At 37.3% G+C, this 17,131-nt stretch carries 14 protein-coding genes and 3 pseudogenes; 6 read left to right on the plus strand and 11 right to left on the minus strand.

Annotated elements, in window-relative coordinates; all coding sequences use genetic code 11:
- Window positions 1-343: 343 nt before the first annotated feature.
- From SAGCYANO_RS30450 to htpG, 9 genes and pseudogenes are all read right to left on the minus strand, one after another.
- Entirely contained in the window at window positions 344-598 is a 255-nt protein-coding gene (locus SAGCYANO_RS30450) for a sulfotransferase domain-containing protein (protein WP_202223485.1), read from the minus strand.
- Window positions 599-674: 76 nt separating this feature from the next.
- Entirely contained in the window at window positions 675-1,037 is a 363-nt protein-coding gene (locus tag SAGCYANO_RS30455; RefSeq protein WP_202223486.1) for a hypothetical protein, read from the minus strand.
- 17 nt (window positions 1,038-1,054) lie between these two features.
- The gene (locus tag SAGCYANO_RS30460; RefSeq protein ID WP_202223487.1) at window positions 1,055-1,879 is read right to left on the minus strand and encodes a glycosyltransferase; all 825 of its coding nucleotides are present in this window, start codon (window positions 1,877-1,879) and stop codon (window positions 1,055-1,057) included.
- A gap of 9 nt (window positions 1,880-1,888) precedes the next feature.
- Complete coding sequence (locus tag SAGCYANO_RS49575) at window positions 1,889-2,173, minus strand: hypothetical protein (RefSeq protein ID WP_307786010.1); 285 nt, start codon at window positions 2,171-2,173, stop codon at window positions 1,889-1,891.
- A gap of 23 nt (window positions 2,174-2,196) precedes the next feature.
- Entirely contained in the window at window positions 2,197-2,901 is a 705-nt protein-coding gene (hpsE, locus tag SAGCYANO_RS30465) for a hormogonium polysaccharide biosynthesis glycosyltransferase HpsE (RefSeq protein WP_307786011.1), read from the minus strand.
- Window positions 2,902-3,156: 255 nt separating this feature from the next.
- On the minus strand, window positions 3,157-3,363 hold the full coding sequence (locus tag SAGCYANO_RS30470) for a hypothetical protein (protein WP_202223488.1): 207 nt from the start codon (window positions 3,361-3,363) through the stop codon (window positions 3,157-3,159).
- Between the two features lie 495 nt (window positions 3,364-3,858).
- Entirely contained in the window at window positions 3,859-4,032 is a 174-nt protein-coding gene (locus SAGCYANO_RS30475) for a hypothetical protein (RefSeq protein WP_202223489.1), read from the minus strand.
- Window positions 4,033-6,117: 2,085 nt separating this feature from the next.
- The gene (rpmB, locus tag SAGCYANO_RS30480; protein ID WP_202223490.1) at window positions 6,118-6,354 is read right to left on the minus strand and encodes a 50S ribosomal protein L28; all 237 of its coding nucleotides are present in this window, start codon (window positions 6,352-6,354) and stop codon (window positions 6,118-6,120) included.
- Between the two features lie 441 nt (window positions 6,355-6,795).
- Window positions 6,796-8,815: pseudogene (gene htpG, locus SAGCYANO_RS30485) on the minus strand (molecular chaperone HtpG).
- Between the two features lie 749 nt (window positions 8,816-9,564).
- Here htpG and SAGCYANO_RS50810 point away from each other — a divergent pair.
- The 6 genes and pseudogenes from SAGCYANO_RS50810 to SAGCYANO_RS30505 all read left to right on the plus strand — a co-directional run.
- Window positions 9,565-9,681: pseudogene (locus SAGCYANO_RS50810) on the plus strand (IS1 family transposase); the annotation flags it as partial.
- Window positions 9,682-9,761: 80 nt separating this feature from the next.
- Window positions 9,762-10,277, plus strand: coding sequence for a glycosyltransferase (locus SAGCYANO_RS46015; RefSeq protein WP_237396858.1), 516 nt, complete (start codon window positions 9,762-9,764; stop codon window positions 10,275-10,277).
- 74 nt (window positions 10,278-10,351) lie between these two features.
- A complete protein-coding gene (locus SAGCYANO_RS46020) occupies window positions 10,352-10,696 on the plus strand; it encodes a hypothetical protein (protein WP_237396859.1) in 345 nt (114 codons plus the stop codon).
- 133 nt (window positions 10,697-10,829) lie between these two features.
- Window positions 10,830-11,930, plus strand: a complete 1,101-nt coding sequence (locus tag SAGCYANO_RS30495; RefSeq protein ID WP_202223491.1) for a glycosyltransferase — start codon at window positions 10,830-10,832, stop codon at window positions 11,928-11,930.
- Between the two features lie 512 nt (window positions 11,931-12,442).
- Window positions 12,443-13,462 carry a glycosyltransferase gene (locus SAGCYANO_RS30500; RefSeq protein WP_202223492.1) on the plus strand — a complete coding sequence of 340 codons (1,020 nt, stop codon included), beginning with the start codon at window positions 12,443-12,445 and terminating at the stop codon, window positions 13,460-13,462.
- A 48-nt stretch (window positions 13,463-13,510) separates the two neighbouring features.
- Window positions 13,511-14,245, plus strand: a pseudogene (locus tag SAGCYANO_RS30505) (IS1 family transposase).
- 57 nt (window positions 14,246-14,302) lie between these two features.
- Here SAGCYANO_RS30505 and SAGCYANO_RS30510 read toward each other — a convergent pair.
- Window positions 14,303-15,043, minus strand: a complete 741-nt coding sequence (locus tag SAGCYANO_RS30510) for an FkbM family methyltransferase (protein WP_202223493.1) — start codon at window positions 15,041-15,043, stop codon at window positions 14,303-14,305.
- A gap of 510 nt (window positions 15,044-15,553) precedes the next feature.
- The coding region (locus SAGCYANO_RS30515) for an AAA family ATPase (RefSeq protein ID WP_202223494.1) at window positions 15,554-17,131 on the minus strand (1,578 nt) is incomplete at its 5' end.

Genomic DNA, 17,131 nt, shown 5'->3' on the forward strand with positions numbered 1-17,131 from the left:
TAAAGACAATTTTACTTCAGGAGTCTGAGAAACTCTATATATCTAAATTAAATTCTGAAATACTATCTAATACTAAATTGATAAATGTTTGCTACAAATAGTTAGGATATTTCTTAGGAGTTAACCCACCCCTAACCCCGACCGTGGAGGGGAACTCAGGAGGACCGAGTCCTATGGGAATGGCTTTAATAGCAGTTTTTAGGTCTAAATTTATCTTTTTAGCCCAAAAGACATCTCCTATAAAGTATTTTAATTGCCCTGATTATTCGTAACATTCTTTAGACAAATGTACTTCAGGAGTCTGAGAAACTCTATATATCTAGATTAAATCCTGAAATACTATCTAAAATATACTGTTTTTGAGATTCATTAAATATTTGATTAAATTTATCAGAATTAGGTTTTTTATTTCCTGACTTACTGTTCTTCCGCCTTTTTCTAAACTCAGATATTGAGCTGCTTTTCCATAATCTTGCAGCATTGTTTCATCAAATTCTACATTAATAAATTCACAAAATTTTTTCATCACATTAGATGTTTCTGCTACAAGTTGCTCATAATTCACTAGAATATGATTAGATTTGTGTGAATGTTTCAAACTAATTTCGATTGATTCTTTCCATCGTTCTAAACAGCGGTCTATATCCCACGCTCCATACCATCCTTTAGGATATTTATGAGAACCTTACTAATAGGGTACTGCCAGAACGTCCCCTACCAAAAATTACAAATTTATTTGGTGGTAAAGATGGTTTTTGCCACAGATATACTCCATAGTCAGTTATTTCTTTCAGGGTACGTTTTCCTATAGGTAAATTCATATTTCCACTATCGTGTTCGGTAGTCCTTAATAATTTTTGATAAAATTCTATAGTCTGCTGACTTAAATTTGACCATCCTAAATGCTCTAGATTAGCTTGTGGCGATCGCCGTTCTTTTACTGCCCACTCTAACCCAGATTCTAAGATTTCTGTAGTTAACTCTTCCTGATACAACTTTACCCAATCTTGCCCCACTTGTTCCTGTAACTCTCCCATTGCTCCTTTCTCAGGCACTAATACGAGACAATCAAAAGAGAGAATAATGCACTGCCTGAATTTAAAATGTCTTTAAACGGTAATACGACCAAATTAGCAGCCCGGAAATATTCCTGCAATTTTTCATCTCGTACAAACCCAAATTTTAATTTAATCCTAGAATCATTTGCTGCTACTTGCGATATCTGAGTACCAAGTTTGGGAACTATTAATTTACCTGCTACTAACAATATCCAGTTAGGGGGAGCTAACTCTTTAAAAACTTGGACTAAATGAGGCACATTTTTATAGTTATCAATATTACCTAAAAATAAAAGTACATCAGACCCAGAAGGTATATCTAAACTTTTCCTAGCTGCCTCACGATTTACATTGTCAGGATAAACCTGTCTATAATGACCATGAAGAATAACTTTATGAGGGCGATTGCTCAAAATCGGAAAAGTTAAATCTGCCCACTCTCGACTTACTTGACAATGACTTATGCACCCATCAACTCGCTTGATGAACTCTGACTGAAACCAAGTACCCAATTTAGGATGTAATATTGAGTGAGGGTGTTTATCATGAAGAGTCCAAATTAGTTTTGTTCCCCTAGCCCGAGCAAAATCAATAGCTAATAGCATATTTATTCCTCGTAAACCAGCTATAAAGGGGTTGGGGTGACGGACGATGGTTTCTACTGGCCAGTGAACGTGAAAAATATCATAGTGTTTTAACAGTAGTTTACTCAAAGAAAACTCTGTCACACTTATTCCTTGTAGCTCCATAGAGGAATATAACAAATAGCCATAGGGATTTTGATACTTCGTCTTAAATGCTGGCCAAGCAATAATTCTCATGGAAATTATTTAAGATTTGAATAATTTTACGGAAATTACTTGAGATTCTACATCTGAATTATTATTTTGTGTAGCTCCTGTTAAATAACCATTTTTCCACAAATAAAAAGGACTGATTAAACTATTGATATATAATTCCAATTCACAAGCTGCGATTACATCTGTTCTTAACTTCAGACCATATTTAAGTAAATGGCGAATAATTTTACGAGTATCATTTGCCATATAGACTAACAAAGCTAATGGTTTTAACCATGGTTTTACATTTAACATTCGAGTTACATAACGACTCAAACCAATGCCACGGAAAAATTTAATTAGATATTTTTTTGTGTTCGATGTTGAGGAATTTTGTGAATTACTTCCATTGCTGGATTATACCAAATTTCCCAGCCTGCTTTTTGAATATAACTAATAGTTTCTGTATCTTCACCAGTTAACATTGAACCTGGTACTCTACCACTTAATATGCATTTATCTGGAACACTTTCTAACCATGCTTCTTGACGAACTACTAATCCAGCAGAAGGAGGTATTACCCTAGTTGCAGGTTGATATAATAATGGATAGTCTCCTCTTTCGGTGATGGCAAAAAATGGTTTAATTCGGTCAAAATTAGGTGGTAATTCTCCGGCAAAATCTCCATGAATTTGACTAGCATAAGCTCCTGCTTTTGGATATTTTTGAGCAAATTCATAAGCTGCTACTACCCAATTTTCTGCTGGGATATTATCATCATCTAGGAAACCAATTAATGGAGAATTTGCTACTTTTACTGCTTTTTTTCTGGCGAATCCTGCTCCTTGTTGTGCTTCATTACAGTATATTAATGGCATTTTATCTTGCCAGTTTTCTTGATATCTACTAATAATTTCTTTTGTATTGTCTGTACTATTATTGTCTACAACAATAATTTCCCAAGATATTCCTTCTAATCTGATTTGATTCCGTAATTTACTTATAACTAATGGTAATTTTTTCGCTCCATTATAAGTAGGAATTGCTACAGTAAAATCAGTCATAGTGATGCACTTATTTTATAAATTTTTATCTATCAAAATATACTAAAATCTATCTAATATTTTCGCAATTAGGCAACAATTTTTTTCGTAATTTATGTAAGCATTCAGCTATTAGCATTTCCTAGGTCATGCTCCGCAAACAGCAATCAGATGTATGAACATATTAAAGTAATAACTGAGGTTAGGTTATAGCCAATTTTACTAATTAATTTTAATTATACTTGGTGGACAATTCTCCTCTAGTATGATAATGAGTTAATAACAAATAGCTGATAGCTGATAACGCAGTTCCGACCATAGGAGGCTGGCTGACTGATTAATTACTATTCTGGCTGCTTTATTAATACCGTCACGGATTTGGCGGTTACGCTTTTCTGTAATTGCAGCTAGTTTATTTGACCAAAATCCTTGAGGTCGATTTTCTTTAATGGTTGATACTTGTTTATTGTACCAACGATTCATTGATTTTATCTTTTTCCCATCTACAACCCGCGCTCGTACCTACATTGGATACACAGGTCAACCAATTATTTACACCATGGTCTATTCCTAATACATTGTCTTGGTTTAATTGAGGTTTAACTACTATTTCTTTTTCATAGACACGCTTCCCAATAAAAACATTTGTTCCTCGGTAATATTCTCAGTTCTTTAATAGATAAAAATTCGAGATTACTCGGAATAGGAATATAAAAAATCTAGACCAAACCAGCGCTTACAGGTATTACAAGCGTGTTACTCTAATTTGATTATCTTTAAGCTTTAATGCTTGTTTGGGGTAACTAACTGTAGCCATTCCCCCTTTTTTTCTGTAGTTAGGAATCCTTGGTCTGTCTGAGATTTTACCTTCATTGTAGGCTTTCATTAGACCATAATAAGAGCGTATGGGATTCAGCTACAGTTCTCAATATTTGTTGTGCGGCTTGAGAATATAAAACTTTGTAATGATAGTTGTGTTTATAAACTTTTTCCTGCGTCAAACTTGCCATGAGTTTTGTGAGACTTAAAATATAATTGCCGACCATAATATATTCCCATGTTAGTGAGCTTGTGAGACTGTTCAAACAAGAATGTTAAAATAGCAATAATATCGGGATTTTTACTTACTAAAACTTGCTGACAACTGTACATTTCAAACAGGGGCTGGAAAATTTATTGTGGTTAATAATAGCACAAGACCACTTTAGTTATCTAGTCTAAACGACTCGGTTGTTTCCATCCCCCGGTTAAAACACGGGGGCCTTCAACGTGGCTCTTCGGTAAAATAAAATACATCTCCTTAAAATCCGACTCCTCACCTTTCATCCATCGCTTAAAAGACGATGGCTTTCATGCTCCCGTGTTATTTAGGTAAATCAAGAGATGAAACCTTAAGAGTCATCTGTTTTTGATACCTCTAATATATTGTACCATAGTAAGTGATGGGTCTCACCCCTAGTAAAAAATCATCTTACCTTCAATTTGGCAGTTGAAAGCCATCAGGCTTCAGCCAATAAGCGTCCTTTTTGCCCTGAGAGAATATTTGGTTCAACGTCGCTTAAAAACCTAAAAAATGACGGGAGTAAGTACGCAGCGCCCGTTTTAACGGCTGGTTGAATAACGACACGCGGGTTTTAACCCGTAGTAAAAATATGCTATACTTAGCAATAGTGGAATAGCAAGTAAGAACAAGGTTTGTCGCTATGACCTTTAGCTAGTGCGGTGAGATTCCGGCGGACAGGAGACGGGGACGATGCTTCCTACGACGGCTGTTTGCGCAGCATTCGGCACCGAAAAGCAAGCAGGCAGCTAGAGCAGCGATTTATTGCTCGCTCCTTGAGTAAAACCACTCATGAAAGCTATTCAAAAAAAAAGTAAACTCACAGCTAGATTTCATTCTATGCCGAGGAGTATAGGAGTCTGTTGATAGGCTTGAAGCAAATGTGGATTTATGAGGGGCTGCGTGCGGAAGTAAATTCCGCACATTTATTCGCCCCGTCCCATTTGCGGTGGACTAACCACAGAATCCAGGGTGTTTCAACCCCTGGAGATGTCAACTCCATCCCCGTGTCTGGTGTGTCACCGCGTCCCCGTGTCTATGGAGAATAAAACAGCCCTGCCTCCTGGGGGTGGTTATGAGTGGGTATGCATATCTTTTCAAATAGATCTCAAATGGGTTCTATAGAACCCCTGAGTGGATCTATTTAAAAATATAGGGAGAGTGTGGGAGGTGTGGGGAGTGTGAGGAGATGGAAGCAAATTTCAACTTGCTAGGGTTGCCAGCAGATGCGACTAACGTCGTCGCGGAGTCGCATATGCTTGCCTCCCTATTCTCGTTCCTGAATTTCGCTCTTCACTCCTCAGTCGTCGGGTCGGACTTCTGCCAAAAGCACATACCGCGTATAAAGATACGATCGGGGATTCTATAAAAAGAATTAGGAAAAAACCAGAAAAAAAATAGCCCTGTCCTCATCAAGTGTAGGGCAGGGTCATTTCAATTATCAGTACCTCTCGCTGTTTGTGCAGCATGACCTAGGAAAGCATTGGGATTGAAATAAGGAATATTCTCTTTTTTTATACCCTTAAAAGGGGAGGCGCATACCCACAATTTCTCGGTTAAATTAGAGGAGTATAAAGAAAAATAGCGTTGTTGACATCCTCCCCGGCCTAAAGGCACGGGGATTCCTACCGAGCCGTAGCTCCTCAGCGAGTTGACGTCTCACAGGCTGCTGCTACCAGATGCGGTAGTCTTACACTTGCCTCCACGTCCGCGCACGAGTCTCAGAATGCCCTCCCGCGACTTATCAAGAATTCTTATGGATGCTGATCTGTGCCTCCAAGTTTAAGCTGCTCATTGACCTGAAAGCTTCCCTTGTTCAGCTCTCAACTGAAGGAATCTCGACCTAATCTTCTTTTCTACAGTATTTATGAGACAAGGCGGGTATATAACCAATTTCATTATAGCATAGTATAGAAAGTCGCCCGCTTATGGGCGAGGCCTTAAACCCAATTTTTCGGTAAAGCGCGTGTATGATATTAATCATAATTACTTAGGAGTCAACCCACCCCTAACCCCTCCGGTGGAGGGGAAGTCAGGAGGACCGAGTCAGGAGGAAAGAAGAAGAAACCCCAAGTAGAAGGAGAAAGTTTTTTGGTCGCGTAAAGGTCATGGAGTTCTATCGTGCTCTTATCCGGACATGATATCATACCTAAAATTACCAACGCCAGAAAAATATATCAGCACTTATTCAAGTTAATACCAGCAGCCTTGGCCATAGCTTGTATGCCTTTGCTTTCTAAAGTTTTAATTGCTTTAGTCGATAGTCGTAGTTTTACCCAACGATTACCTTGAGGCCACCAAACTCTTTTCCATTGGAGATTTGCTTGCTGTAACTTGTGGGTGCGGATATGAGAGTGGGAAACTGCATAGCCATTATTAGCTTTCTTTCCAGTCAATTGACATTTACGACCCATGATTTGTCTACCTAGATTTTTTTCACAACCTATTTATTATATAGCTAAGTAGGGCTTACCTATCTAATCTCAAAGCATTGGTAAATAAAGGTATTGGCCTTTTGAGAATCGAAAAAACTGTGCCTGTTTCAATTCACTTACCCTCAAAAAGTGAGAATTTTGGGGTGAGAGGGGCACAAAAGTCTCTCGAATAATTATTCCTCCTACATTCCCCTCCTGGGAGGGGTTAGGTGGGTCCCTACATTCCCCTCCTGGGAGGGGTTAGGTGGGTCCCCACACGAACCACACTTTCTTGACGCACAACCGAAATTTTTAGGCGAGTACTTTTGTCAATTTTTGTAAAAGGAAGGAAGAAGTAAGAGTTAATTTGAATCAGCTACTTTGGCAAAGTCAAAAGTAAAGAAAAAAGTTAATCAACCTTCTTCCTTCAAGTTAATTCGATCAAATTACTTTTTCAGTTAACTGAGTCAAGACCTGATTAGACCTTTCGACAAATTCTTTCATACCCTCAGCGTCAAAACCTTTTTGTGCCATTAAAGCTAAATCATAAACATGATGACAGATTTGTTTGGCCAATTCTGCTGATGGAGACTCCCCACTGCCCTGAATAATACTACCTTGACTAAGATTGGCCAGATTCTGAATCAGTGGGTGAGCTGTATTTACCACTAAGACATGGTCTTCTGGAAATTCTGCTTTTTCCTGCTGCAACATAGCAGTCATATCTCTTAAGCGTCGCATAGCTTCTGGCAACAATACCATTGCTGGTGGGGTAGTTTTGGCATCTTCTGATTTTAATGCTTGAGCTTTAACGTTTATTTTGGGTTTATTCAGCGCTTTTTCAAATAGTTCTTTTATTTGTTCGCTGCGAGTTTTATTGGTAGTTGGATCGACTATTTCTGATTGATTTTCTTGATCAATTAATGTCTCATCTAGATCGGAATCTACCCTAGAGAATTTAACATCTTGATATTCTCTTTCTAGAAAACTAATAAAGTGAGTATCTATGAAAGAGTCGAGGAATAAAACTTCTAATCCTTGGTTTTTGTGCAGCTCTACATAAGTTGCTTGAGATGCTGGTTCAGTACAATAATAAACCCGATTTTCGTGACGTTCTTTATTACGTTCTAAATACTCTTTGAGAGTGGTGTAATAAAAACCTTGTTCATCAGTGTTTTTAGCATCAGAAGTTTCTGGAGTTACTTCTTGCCAAACATCTTCTCCTTCTGCTTGTACTTCTACTGCTGGTTTTGCTTCAGTTTCAGTTGTTTCAGTTGGGTTAAGTTTGGCTGTAGTGCGGAAAATTATGATATCTTCTACTTGCTTTTAAACTTATCGTCATTCAAGGCACCAAACTTAACAAATGTACCTACGTCTTGCCAACAACTGATATATTTATCTTTTTCATCGCGATAAATTTCTTTCAGGCGATCGCCTACTTTTTTTGCTATATAATCGGCTATTCTTCTGACAGTTCGATTACTTAATAGAGAACTACGAGAGACGTTGAGAGGAATATCTGTACTATCAATTACTCCTCGTAAAGGCATTAAAAATTTAGGAATAATTTCTTCACAATGGTCGGTGACAAATACTTGATTACAGAATAGTTTGATGTTACCTTGGGTAACATCTACATCTGGCTTTAATTTAGGAAAATAAAGAATTCCATTAACAATAAAAGGATAGTCAGTATTGAGATGAACCCATAATAAAGGCTCTTCTTGGAAAGGATAAAGATGACGATATAGTTCTAGGTAGTCTTCTTGAGTAACATTTTGAGTAGATTCTCGCCAGATTGCTTTATGTTTATTAACTACTTCTTCTTCAAATTTTATTGCTACTGGCATAAAATCACAGTAGGTTTTAATCAACTGTTTAATGCGAGTAGTTTCAAGATATTCTTGTTCTTCATCTTGGAGAGTTAAGGTAATAGTTGTACCTATTTCTGTGCGGGGAGAATCTGATAATTCAAATTCTGGAGAACCGTCACAACTCCAATGAACAGCTTCTGCACCTTCTTGATAGGAAAGGGTATCAATTTCTACCTTTTTAGCAACCATGAAGGAGGAGTAAAAGCCCAAACCAAAGTGACCGATAATTGCGTCTTCATCGCTGCCTTTATATTTTTCAATGAACTCTTCAGCACTGGAGAAAGCAACTTGATTAATATATTTTTTAATTTCATCGGCGGTCATCCCTATTCCATTATCAGTAATGGAGAGAGTTTGATTTTCTTTGTCTATTTTAATTTCTATTTCTGGATTAGTAACATCACCACTATACTCTCCAGTTCGAGCCACCATTTTAAGTTTGGCAATGGCATCTACACCATTAGAAACTAATTCTCTTAAGAAAATTTCATGGTCAGTATAGAGAGATTTTTTGATAATTGAAAGATATTTTCAGTATGGATACTGATTTTACCTTTTCTAGTGTTGTACTCATAGTGTTTATCTATTTTATCTATGTGAATACTTAGTAGAGCATTCAGGCATTTGTCTAGTATTTAAATATCTTCAAAGATACTAAACTGCAATTTTTAGACATTATGGCCAATTGCTCCGAGTAATTCTTCAATACTATTTAATGATTGTGATTTATTGAGTCTTGTTTTTAAACAGGGATTGCACCAAATATTTGATTCGGATTTCACTACCTAGAAAATTGTCATGAAATATATAGTGTTTTCAAAAGGTTCAATATTTTTATAGCGGTCTAAATCAATTAATTCTGGATATTAGAATAAAGATAGAATTATTAAGAAGTTAATTTGTATATTAGTATTCGTAACTTGCTGCTTGTATAAGATACTTATTAATTAAAAATCCATACTGATCGAGATAGTTATAAAAATGCTTGGCATATTGCTAGAAAAATAATCTAAAATTAAAAAATAAATTTCAAGCATGGGTGAAAGTGCTTGCTATTGACTTATAGATTTGATGTTATTCTAAATTATTAGATATCCCTACTTTTGAGGATGAAATGTGATAGAAGAAAATCTGCTTGATTTTACTGTTGCTACTCGGGCATACAATGCAGCAGATCCTTTCCTTTGCCTGATATAATAGATTAAGATAAAAATTCAAGAGGGAACATCTATAAAATATAATTTTTAGGCCACATCCAGCAGTATTCTAGCAACTAAACAACATCAATGCAGTGGGAAAATAAGTAGGAAAACTTCTTAAATTGAATCACACCTAAAGACAAATAGTGTCCAGATTAGTGCGAAAAACTTTGTACTTATCTAAATCCATTGAAAATCACATTGGTGCTGTTAAGTATTTTGTCCATCACTACAATCAATCATTACTTGTTTAGCACTACCCTATTTACTAAAGCTGGGAAAAAATGTAGATAGTATTGACTTAACTAATGACTTTAATAGGAGTTAACTACTTATGCTTAATTTTACAGTAGCTATATGTACCTATAATGGACAAAACCGAATATTAGAGGTTTTGGATAAATTGCGATTGCAAGTTGAGACCGAGAAAATCACTTGGGAAGTTCTGATTATTGACAACAATAGCACTGATAATACTGCCGAAGTAATAAAAAATTATATATCTAATTGGAGTGAAATTTATCCTCTTCGATATTGCTTTGAAACTAAACAAGGATTAGCTTTTGCGCGAAGATGTGCTATCAAAGAGGCCAAAAGTGATTTAATCGGATTTTTGGATGATGATAATTTACCATATCCTGACTGGGTAGCAGAGGCTTATAAATTTGCTCAAGAACATCCTAATGCTGGTGCTTATGGGGGACAAATTCATGGCAAATTTGAAGTCGAACCACCTCCAGGATTTGGCAGAATAGCTCGTTATTTTGCAATTATAGAAGGGAAAAAAACTTATTGTTACAACGAAAAATATAAATCAACTAGAAAAAATGTTTCCCTGGAGCAGGAATAGTTATTCGTAAACAAGCTTGGCTAGAAAGTATTCCTGAAACTCCTTTACTGCCACAAACAAATGAAGATTTAGAAATGCTAAATTATATTTGGCAAAAAGGTTGGCAACTGTGGTTCTATCCTGAGATGGAATTAGATCATTTGATTCCTAAATCACGATTTGAGAAGGAGTATTTAGTAAAATTTTTCCGTCAAAATGGGCTATGTCGCTATTATTTTAGAATGCTAAATTATCAACCTTGGCAACAAGTAGTTATGAGTTTTGCATACATGATTAGTGATTTAAGAAAAGCAATCGTTTTTTATCTTAAAAACAGGAACAATCTTAAAACAGATGTGATACTAATTGGAGAAATGGAACTTCTTTTAAGTTTATTTATGAGTCCTTTTTCTTTTGGAAAAAAATTAACAATATTTTGAGAGTTTTTAAATATTTTTTCTGCTATGCATCTTCCTAACAAAATTGCCATACTTGCCAAAAAAATTGCGGGAGTATCTACTGTAATTTTGGTCTCAGAACATACTAATCTTTCTAAGTTTAATAATTACAACTATGCCAAAAAATAGACCGGACATTGCTATTTACCTCCGCTTGCTCTCTGGGGGTGGTGCTGAAAGAGTCATGGTAAATTTGATGCAAGCTTTTGTAGAGCGGGGGCTTTCGGTAGACTTAATAATGAATACTGTAGATGGCCCTTACTTGAGCCAAGTACCTCCAGAAGTTAGGATTGTGGACTTGAAATCACCTAGACTGTTGCCTGGTCTTCCTATATTGGCAGGTTATTTACGAAGGGAAAGACCAATAGCTTTGCTTTCGGGTCTTCACTATAATAATGAAATTGCATTGTGGGCTAAAGCTTTATCATTTAGTTCTACAAGGGTTGTTGTGTCAGAGCATAACACTCTTTCTATTCACGCCCAACGTAAGAGTTCAGACCGTTGGTCTCCACTGTTGGCAAAGTTTTTTTATCCTTGGGCTGACGGTATTGTTGCTGTTGGTCAGGGCGTGGCTCAAGATTTGGCGACGGTAACAGGTTTGCCCTCAGAACGTATCAAAGTAATTTATAATCCAATTATTACTCCTCAAATACTTGCCAATTCTCAAGAGCCTTTAGAAAACCCCTGGTTTAAACCTGGAGAGCCTCCTGTGATTTTAGGAGTGGGAAGATTAGACCCACAGAAGGATTTTCCTACCCTTATTCGAGCTTTTACTAAAGTCCGAGAAGTACGACCTGCTAAATTGATGATTTTGGGTAGCAGGGGGGAGCGCCAAAGGCTTAATTCTCTAGTGCGGGATTTGGGTTTAAAAGAAGATGTATCTTTTGTTGGGTTTGTCAAAAATCCTTATCCTTATATTAAAAGAGCTGCAGTTTATGTTTTATCCTCAGCTTGGGAAGGTTTACCAAGCGTATTAATAGAAGCAATTGGTTTGGGAATTCCAGTGGTTTCTACTAATTGCCCCAGTGGACCGGAAGAGATTTTGGATAATGGCAAATATGGTGAACTTGTGCCAGTGGGAAATAGCCAAGCAATGGCTGAGGCAATTTTAAGGGTGTTATCGGGTCAGGTTAAGTCAGTTGATTCTGATTGGTTGGAGCAGTTTAAACTAGAGACTGTTACTCAAAAATATTTGGATGTTTTAGGGGTTAATTAATCTGTCAAAGCAAAGTTCAATAATTAATAATTATATCAAATCCGGTAGTATTGGTATAAAAAGCAGAGAAACCGGGGAAAGTTTTAAATGCCTCCATAGTATTATATTCACCTCCAACAAACCCGGTTTCTTATATTACCGAAGCCAGCGGATTTGATATAACCTCTTCTTAAAAAAGAAAAGAATTGGTTAAATGGAAATTATTTTCTTTTTTTCTCCTTGAAAGGAGAGGTTTTAAACCTTAGTTTTTGGGGTTGCACATTAAAGAATGATAATATATTTTCAACTGTCCGTATATTGAGGAAAGAATTACCTAAAAATATCCACTTTCGGATTTCATCATTCCTAATTGTGCAACGCCCAAAAATATTTGGATGTTTTAGGAATTAGCGATCGCTAAATTGAGAAATATTTGGCAATTGTATGACAATTTATAAACTAGATTATATTATGACTCAAGAAATACCACCAATTTACTTTTATATTCCCAAAAGATTTTCCCTAAAACAGATTTGCCGGAAAATCCAGAAAGCTATTGGCAATGGAAGATTTCCCACAATATTGGTAGCAGTGGTGATTATGGCTGGACTGTGCAAACCTATCTTTATCTGAAGAGTGTTGGTTTAAGATGCGAGGTGATGACTAGCTTACCTGATGAGGGAATTGTATTATCCCATCGACCTCTGCTATCGGATGAATTTCAACCTACAGCAAAATTATTAATTATTTGTCTTCAAGGGGATAGGAAGCGACACCCTTATGCTCAACTTCACGTTGTACAAAACCGCCTTCAGCAAGTGCCGAAAGGATTATTGAAACTGTGGGAGAGCTATTTTATACCATATTGGCCACAACCGAGTTTAATTCCTCGCGATCCGGCACGAGGTGATCGCTTAGAAAACGTCGCATTTTTCGGTCAACGGCATAATATAATACACGAGTTACGCCAGCCATTATGGCAAAAAACTTTAGAAGATTTAGGTTTGCGCTGGCATATAAGTAAAAGTACTGAACGATGGAACGATTACAGCGAAGCAGATGTAGTTGTAGCGGTGCGTAAGTTTGGCTACAATTGGGATCATAGTTGGAAACCGGCGAATAAATTATATAATGCTTGGCTGGCAGGAGTACCGGCTATACTTGGTCTTGAATCTGCTTATCAAGCAGAGCGCAAAAGCGAACTCGACTATTTAGAAGTCGCTTCTTACCAACAACTAATATCTGCTATTAAGCGACTGAAGGGCGATCAAGAATTACGTCGCGCTATGGCTGAAAATGCCCGAGTTCGTGCTGAAGAAGTACACCCAGGGAAGTTAGTCAAAAGGTGGCAGGACTTTTTAAAAAATATAGCAGTTCCAGCCTACGAGTCTTGGTGTCAGACTTCAGAGGCAGAAAGGAAAAGATTTTTCCAAGCTCGTTATCTTGCTTATCAATTCTACTTTGCTCAACGCCAGATGCGGTTTATTAAAGCTAAGATAGATTTTAAACTCCAAGGGCGCACGCTTATCGGACAACTTCAGCGAGACTTGTAAAATTGGTGTTGCACAATAGAGAATGATATTCTAGAATTTTATTGAGAAATGGATTGTTCTTATTGTCAAAGCCATAAAGTAGTGAAAATGGTCATCGTCAGGGAAAACAGAGTTATCTGTGCCGTGACTGTGGCAGTCAATTGCCTCCTGCGGAGGAGCTACGCTTTCGAGAAAGTCCCTCTCCTGCGGGTTATAGTTCTGATGTTAAAGAGCTTTGTGTAAAAATGTCCGCGATTTGGCATGGGATTCCGAGCCATTTAGAGATTGACTGGTATTTCCCATAACACAGTGCTTAACTGGGTACGGCTTGCACCAAGCACAGATTCGTACTGGATAACTATGAAATACCTGAAACTGCTCAAATAGATGAACTGCAAACTTTTATCGGCTCAAAAAAAAACAAAATTTTGGTCTGGACAGTCGTGAATAGCCAAATGCCAGGAATTCTTAAGTTTGTGATAGGCGATCGCTCCGCCGTTACCTTTACAATATTATGGCAGATGATTCACGGTTGGGCTTGTTTTCTCTATATTACAGATGGATACAAGGTTTATCCCTGTTTAATCGACGATTGCGTTCGCGTTAGCGGTGCGGAGCACTATCATCTAGTCAGCACGCGCAGCGATGACGAGAGTAGAAGGAGAAAACTGCCATCTAAGACACTATCTAGCTAGGTTACATCGTAAAACTTTGTGCTACTCCAAGTCCATTGATATGCTGTATAGATCAATTCGGCTGCCGATCTATTATTTGAAACATCGGCAAATTCCTCAATTCTCATAATCATTCGTCACTGTGCAACGCCGTAAAATTTACTGCTTTGAACTTATCGAGATCGCATCAATCTCTTTGCAACAACAACTCCTGAGAGTATGAAATATCTTCATTCACAGAAAAACCAGCATTTGTAAATTTAGACATGACAAAATCAACCTTTTCGTCTCCGATGACATGGGGATGTACTTCAATAACAATTTTCTTAATCGTATGAAAATCTGCAGATTTCAACAATTCATATTCCCCACCTTCTATATCCAAAATTAAAAAAGTAGGATTGATTCTGTAAATTTCTTCATTAAAAGACTTAACAGGAACTTTAACAGGTTTGTCATTAGCATTTCTTTGAATTGTAGAAGAGGAAAAAAGGCTTTGGTTCACATAAAATGTTTGTTCTCCCGCCCCCTCTCCTAAAAGACAAATTGCCAAATTAGGAGCAACTTTATTAAGCTGATATGTTTGGCGGATATAACTTTCTAAAGCTGGGTTAGCTTCATAAGTGAAAACTCGATTTGAACCTATTGTTTTTGCGCAGTAGCTAGATAGTAGTCCCAACCCTGTACCTAACTCCATTACAATATCGTTTTTATCCAGCAGATGTTTTACAAGTTTCAGTTCTTGCTTTTCATAATGTCCTATGTAGAGCAGTTCTAGCATAGGTGCAGATAACCTTTCTTTGATAATCGGTATTTTGATTCCTTGAACTTTAACTAATTTGGGATTGTTGCGGAGACGGTTTGGTAATATAACGTCTCTTTTATAATTGTAAATTGCTCGAGATATGATGCTGCGAATTTTACTCATGTTTCTATTTCTTGTAATTGTTTTAGCTTAGTTTTTGTATTCATATTCAATAGAAGCCAGCTAACAAGAAACTTGATAGCGAGCGCCCCTCGAATCATCTCCAATCCCCCATTCTCTGGTAGATTGACATGGTTAGTTAATTTTGAGCAGTGCTTGTTACAATCCATTATAAATTATAGAGAACGATTATCTGGGGATAATTAGCCATTTAACAGCAGTTCAAAATTTTCTGGTGCAGTATTAACGTTGGCCAACTTTCCTGTACATAGTGCGTACAGCATAGATACAGCGGATTCCAGGTTTATGAGGTACATTGGCACTAAATTTTTCAATAGTTTTTTAACTATAGAATAAAGTTTTCATTCTTATTAATCAAATCTACTATAATCACTTTACCACACTTACATAGAATAGGCGTGTATTTTAGCTGAAAATTGGGTACAATTTTCCTAATCTAAAATTTATCATTTAATTAAACTGGTGAGCTAGAAGCTCGTACTTTTATTACAATTACCTTTTTACTAATTCCAACTCATCCTTTTTCCCAAACACTAAACAACCATCTACACAATCAATTACCACAACATCCCCACCAACAAACTTATTTTCTAAAATCAAATTTGCCAGAGGATTTTCTAATTCTTTTTGAATTGCTCGTTTCAAAGGTCGTGCTCCATAAACAGGGTCATATCCCACTTCAGCAATGTGGTCTAATGTCGCAGCAGTTAACTTCAAACTAATCTTTTGTTCTCCTAATAATCTTTCAATTCTCTTCACTTGAATCTCCACAATTTGCCGTAATTCACTCTTCCTTAAAGTGTGGAACAATATAATCTCATCCACCCTGTTTAAAAACTCCGGTCGAAAATGTTTTCGCAATCCTCCCATCACCCGTTTATACATCTCCTCATACTTAGAGTCATCCCCTGCCACATCTAAAATATACTCACCACCAATATTACTCGTCATTACAATTACAGTATTGCTAAAATCAACTACCCGCCCCTGAGAATCAGTAATCCTACCATCATCTAATACCTGCAACAATATATTAAATACATCTGGGTGAGCCTTCTCCACTTCATCAAACAGCAGCACAGAATAAGGATGTCGCCTCACTGCCTCCGATAACTGACCCCCTTGGTCATAACCAACATATCCAGGTGGCGCCCCCACCAACCGAGAAACGGCGTGTTTCTCCATATATTCCGACATATCAATCCGCACCAAAGCATCATCTCGGTCAAACAAAAACTGTGCCAAAGCTCGCGCCAATTCTGTTTTACCAACTCCAGTTGGACCCAAAAACATAAACGAACCAATAGGTCGCCCTGGGTCTTTCATCCCTGCTCTAGCACGTCTAATAGCTGCCGCCACAGCTTCCACCGCTTCCGACTGCCCAATTACCCTTTGATGCAGATGTTTTTCTAATTGCAGCAACTTTTGCCTTTCCGACTCTAATAAACGATTTACTGGAATACCCGTCCACTTAGCAACGATAGTGGCAATATCTGCATCCGTAACTTGTTCCCGGAGAAGAGACGAACCTTGAGCTTGAACTTTTAATAATTCTGCTTCCTTAGCTTCGCGATCGCGATGTACAGTTTCGAGTTGGCCATATTTTAATTGAGCTGCGGTATTCAGGTCATAAGCTCGTTCTGCTTGTTCTATTTGTACTTTTAATTTATCCTCTTCTGCTTTAAGGGAATTAATTGTATTTAACAATTCTTTTTCCCCCGACCATTTAGAAGAAAATTTTTCCTGCTTTTGCTTCAAGACATTAATTTCATTTGTAATGCGTTGCAATGCTGGAGAAACTTTCACTGGTGGGGTAGGTTCAGAATTTTTATCTTTTTTGCTGCCTTGTAACTCTCCCTCGATGGAAAGTTTCTCCATTTCCAACTGCATAATGCGTCTGTCAATAGCTTCTAGTTCTTCAGGTTTAGAAGTAATTTCCATTTTTAGTTGAGCAGCAGCTTCATCTACCAAGTCGATCGCCTTATCTGGCAAAAAGCGGTCCGAAATATAACGGTTAGAAAGAGTTGCAGCAGCTACCAAAGCAGCATCAGTAATTTTTACCCCGTGGTG

Origin of the sequence: Okeania sp. KiyG1 (assembly GCF_014132355.1) — a bacterium.
GTDB lineage: Bacteria > Cyanobacteriota > Cyanobacteriia > Cyanobacteriales > Microcoleaceae > Okeania.

Excerpts from the sequence above, each read along its gene's own strand:
- SAGCYANO_RS30455 (WP_202223486.1), bottom strand. The coding sequence starts at position 1,037 with ATGGGAGAGTTACAGGAACAAGTGGGGCAAGATTGGGTAAAGTTGTAT.
- SAGCYANO_RS30460 (WP_202223487.1), bottom strand. The coding sequence starts at position 1,879 with ATGAGAATTATTGCTTGGCCAGCATTTAAGACGAAGTATCAAAATCCC.
- hpsE (WP_307786011.1), bottom strand. The coding sequence starts at position 2,901 with ATGACTGATTTTACTGTAGCAATTCCTACTTATAATGGAGCGAAAAAA.
- SAGCYANO_RS30470 (WP_202223488.1), bottom strand. The coding sequence starts at position 3,363 with ATGAATCGTTGGTACAATAAACAAGTATCAACCATTAAAGAAAATCGA.
- SAGCYANO_RS30475 (WP_202223489.1), bottom strand. The coding sequence starts at position 4,032 with ATGTACAGTTGTCAGCAAGTTTTAGTAAGTAAAAATCCCGATATTATT.
- rpmB (WP_202223490.1), bottom strand. The coding sequence starts at position 6,354 with ATGGGTCGTAAATGTCAATTGACTGGAAAGAAAGCTAATAATGGCTAT.
- SAGCYANO_RS46015 (WP_237396858.1), top strand. The coding sequence starts at position 9,762 with ATGCTTAATTTTACAGTAGCTATATGTACCTATAATGGACAAAACCGA.
- SAGCYANO_RS46020 (WP_237396859.1), top strand. The coding sequence starts at position 10,352 with ATGCTAAATTATATTTGGCAAAAAGGTTGGCAACTGTGGTTCTATCCT.
- SAGCYANO_RS30495 (WP_202223491.1), top strand. The coding sequence starts at position 10,830 with ATGCCAAAAAATAGACCGGACATTGCTATTTACCTCCGCTTGCTCTCT.
- SAGCYANO_RS30510 (WP_202223493.1), bottom strand. The coding sequence starts at position 15,043 with ATGAGTAAAATTCGCAGCATCATATCTCGAGCAATTTACAATTATAAA.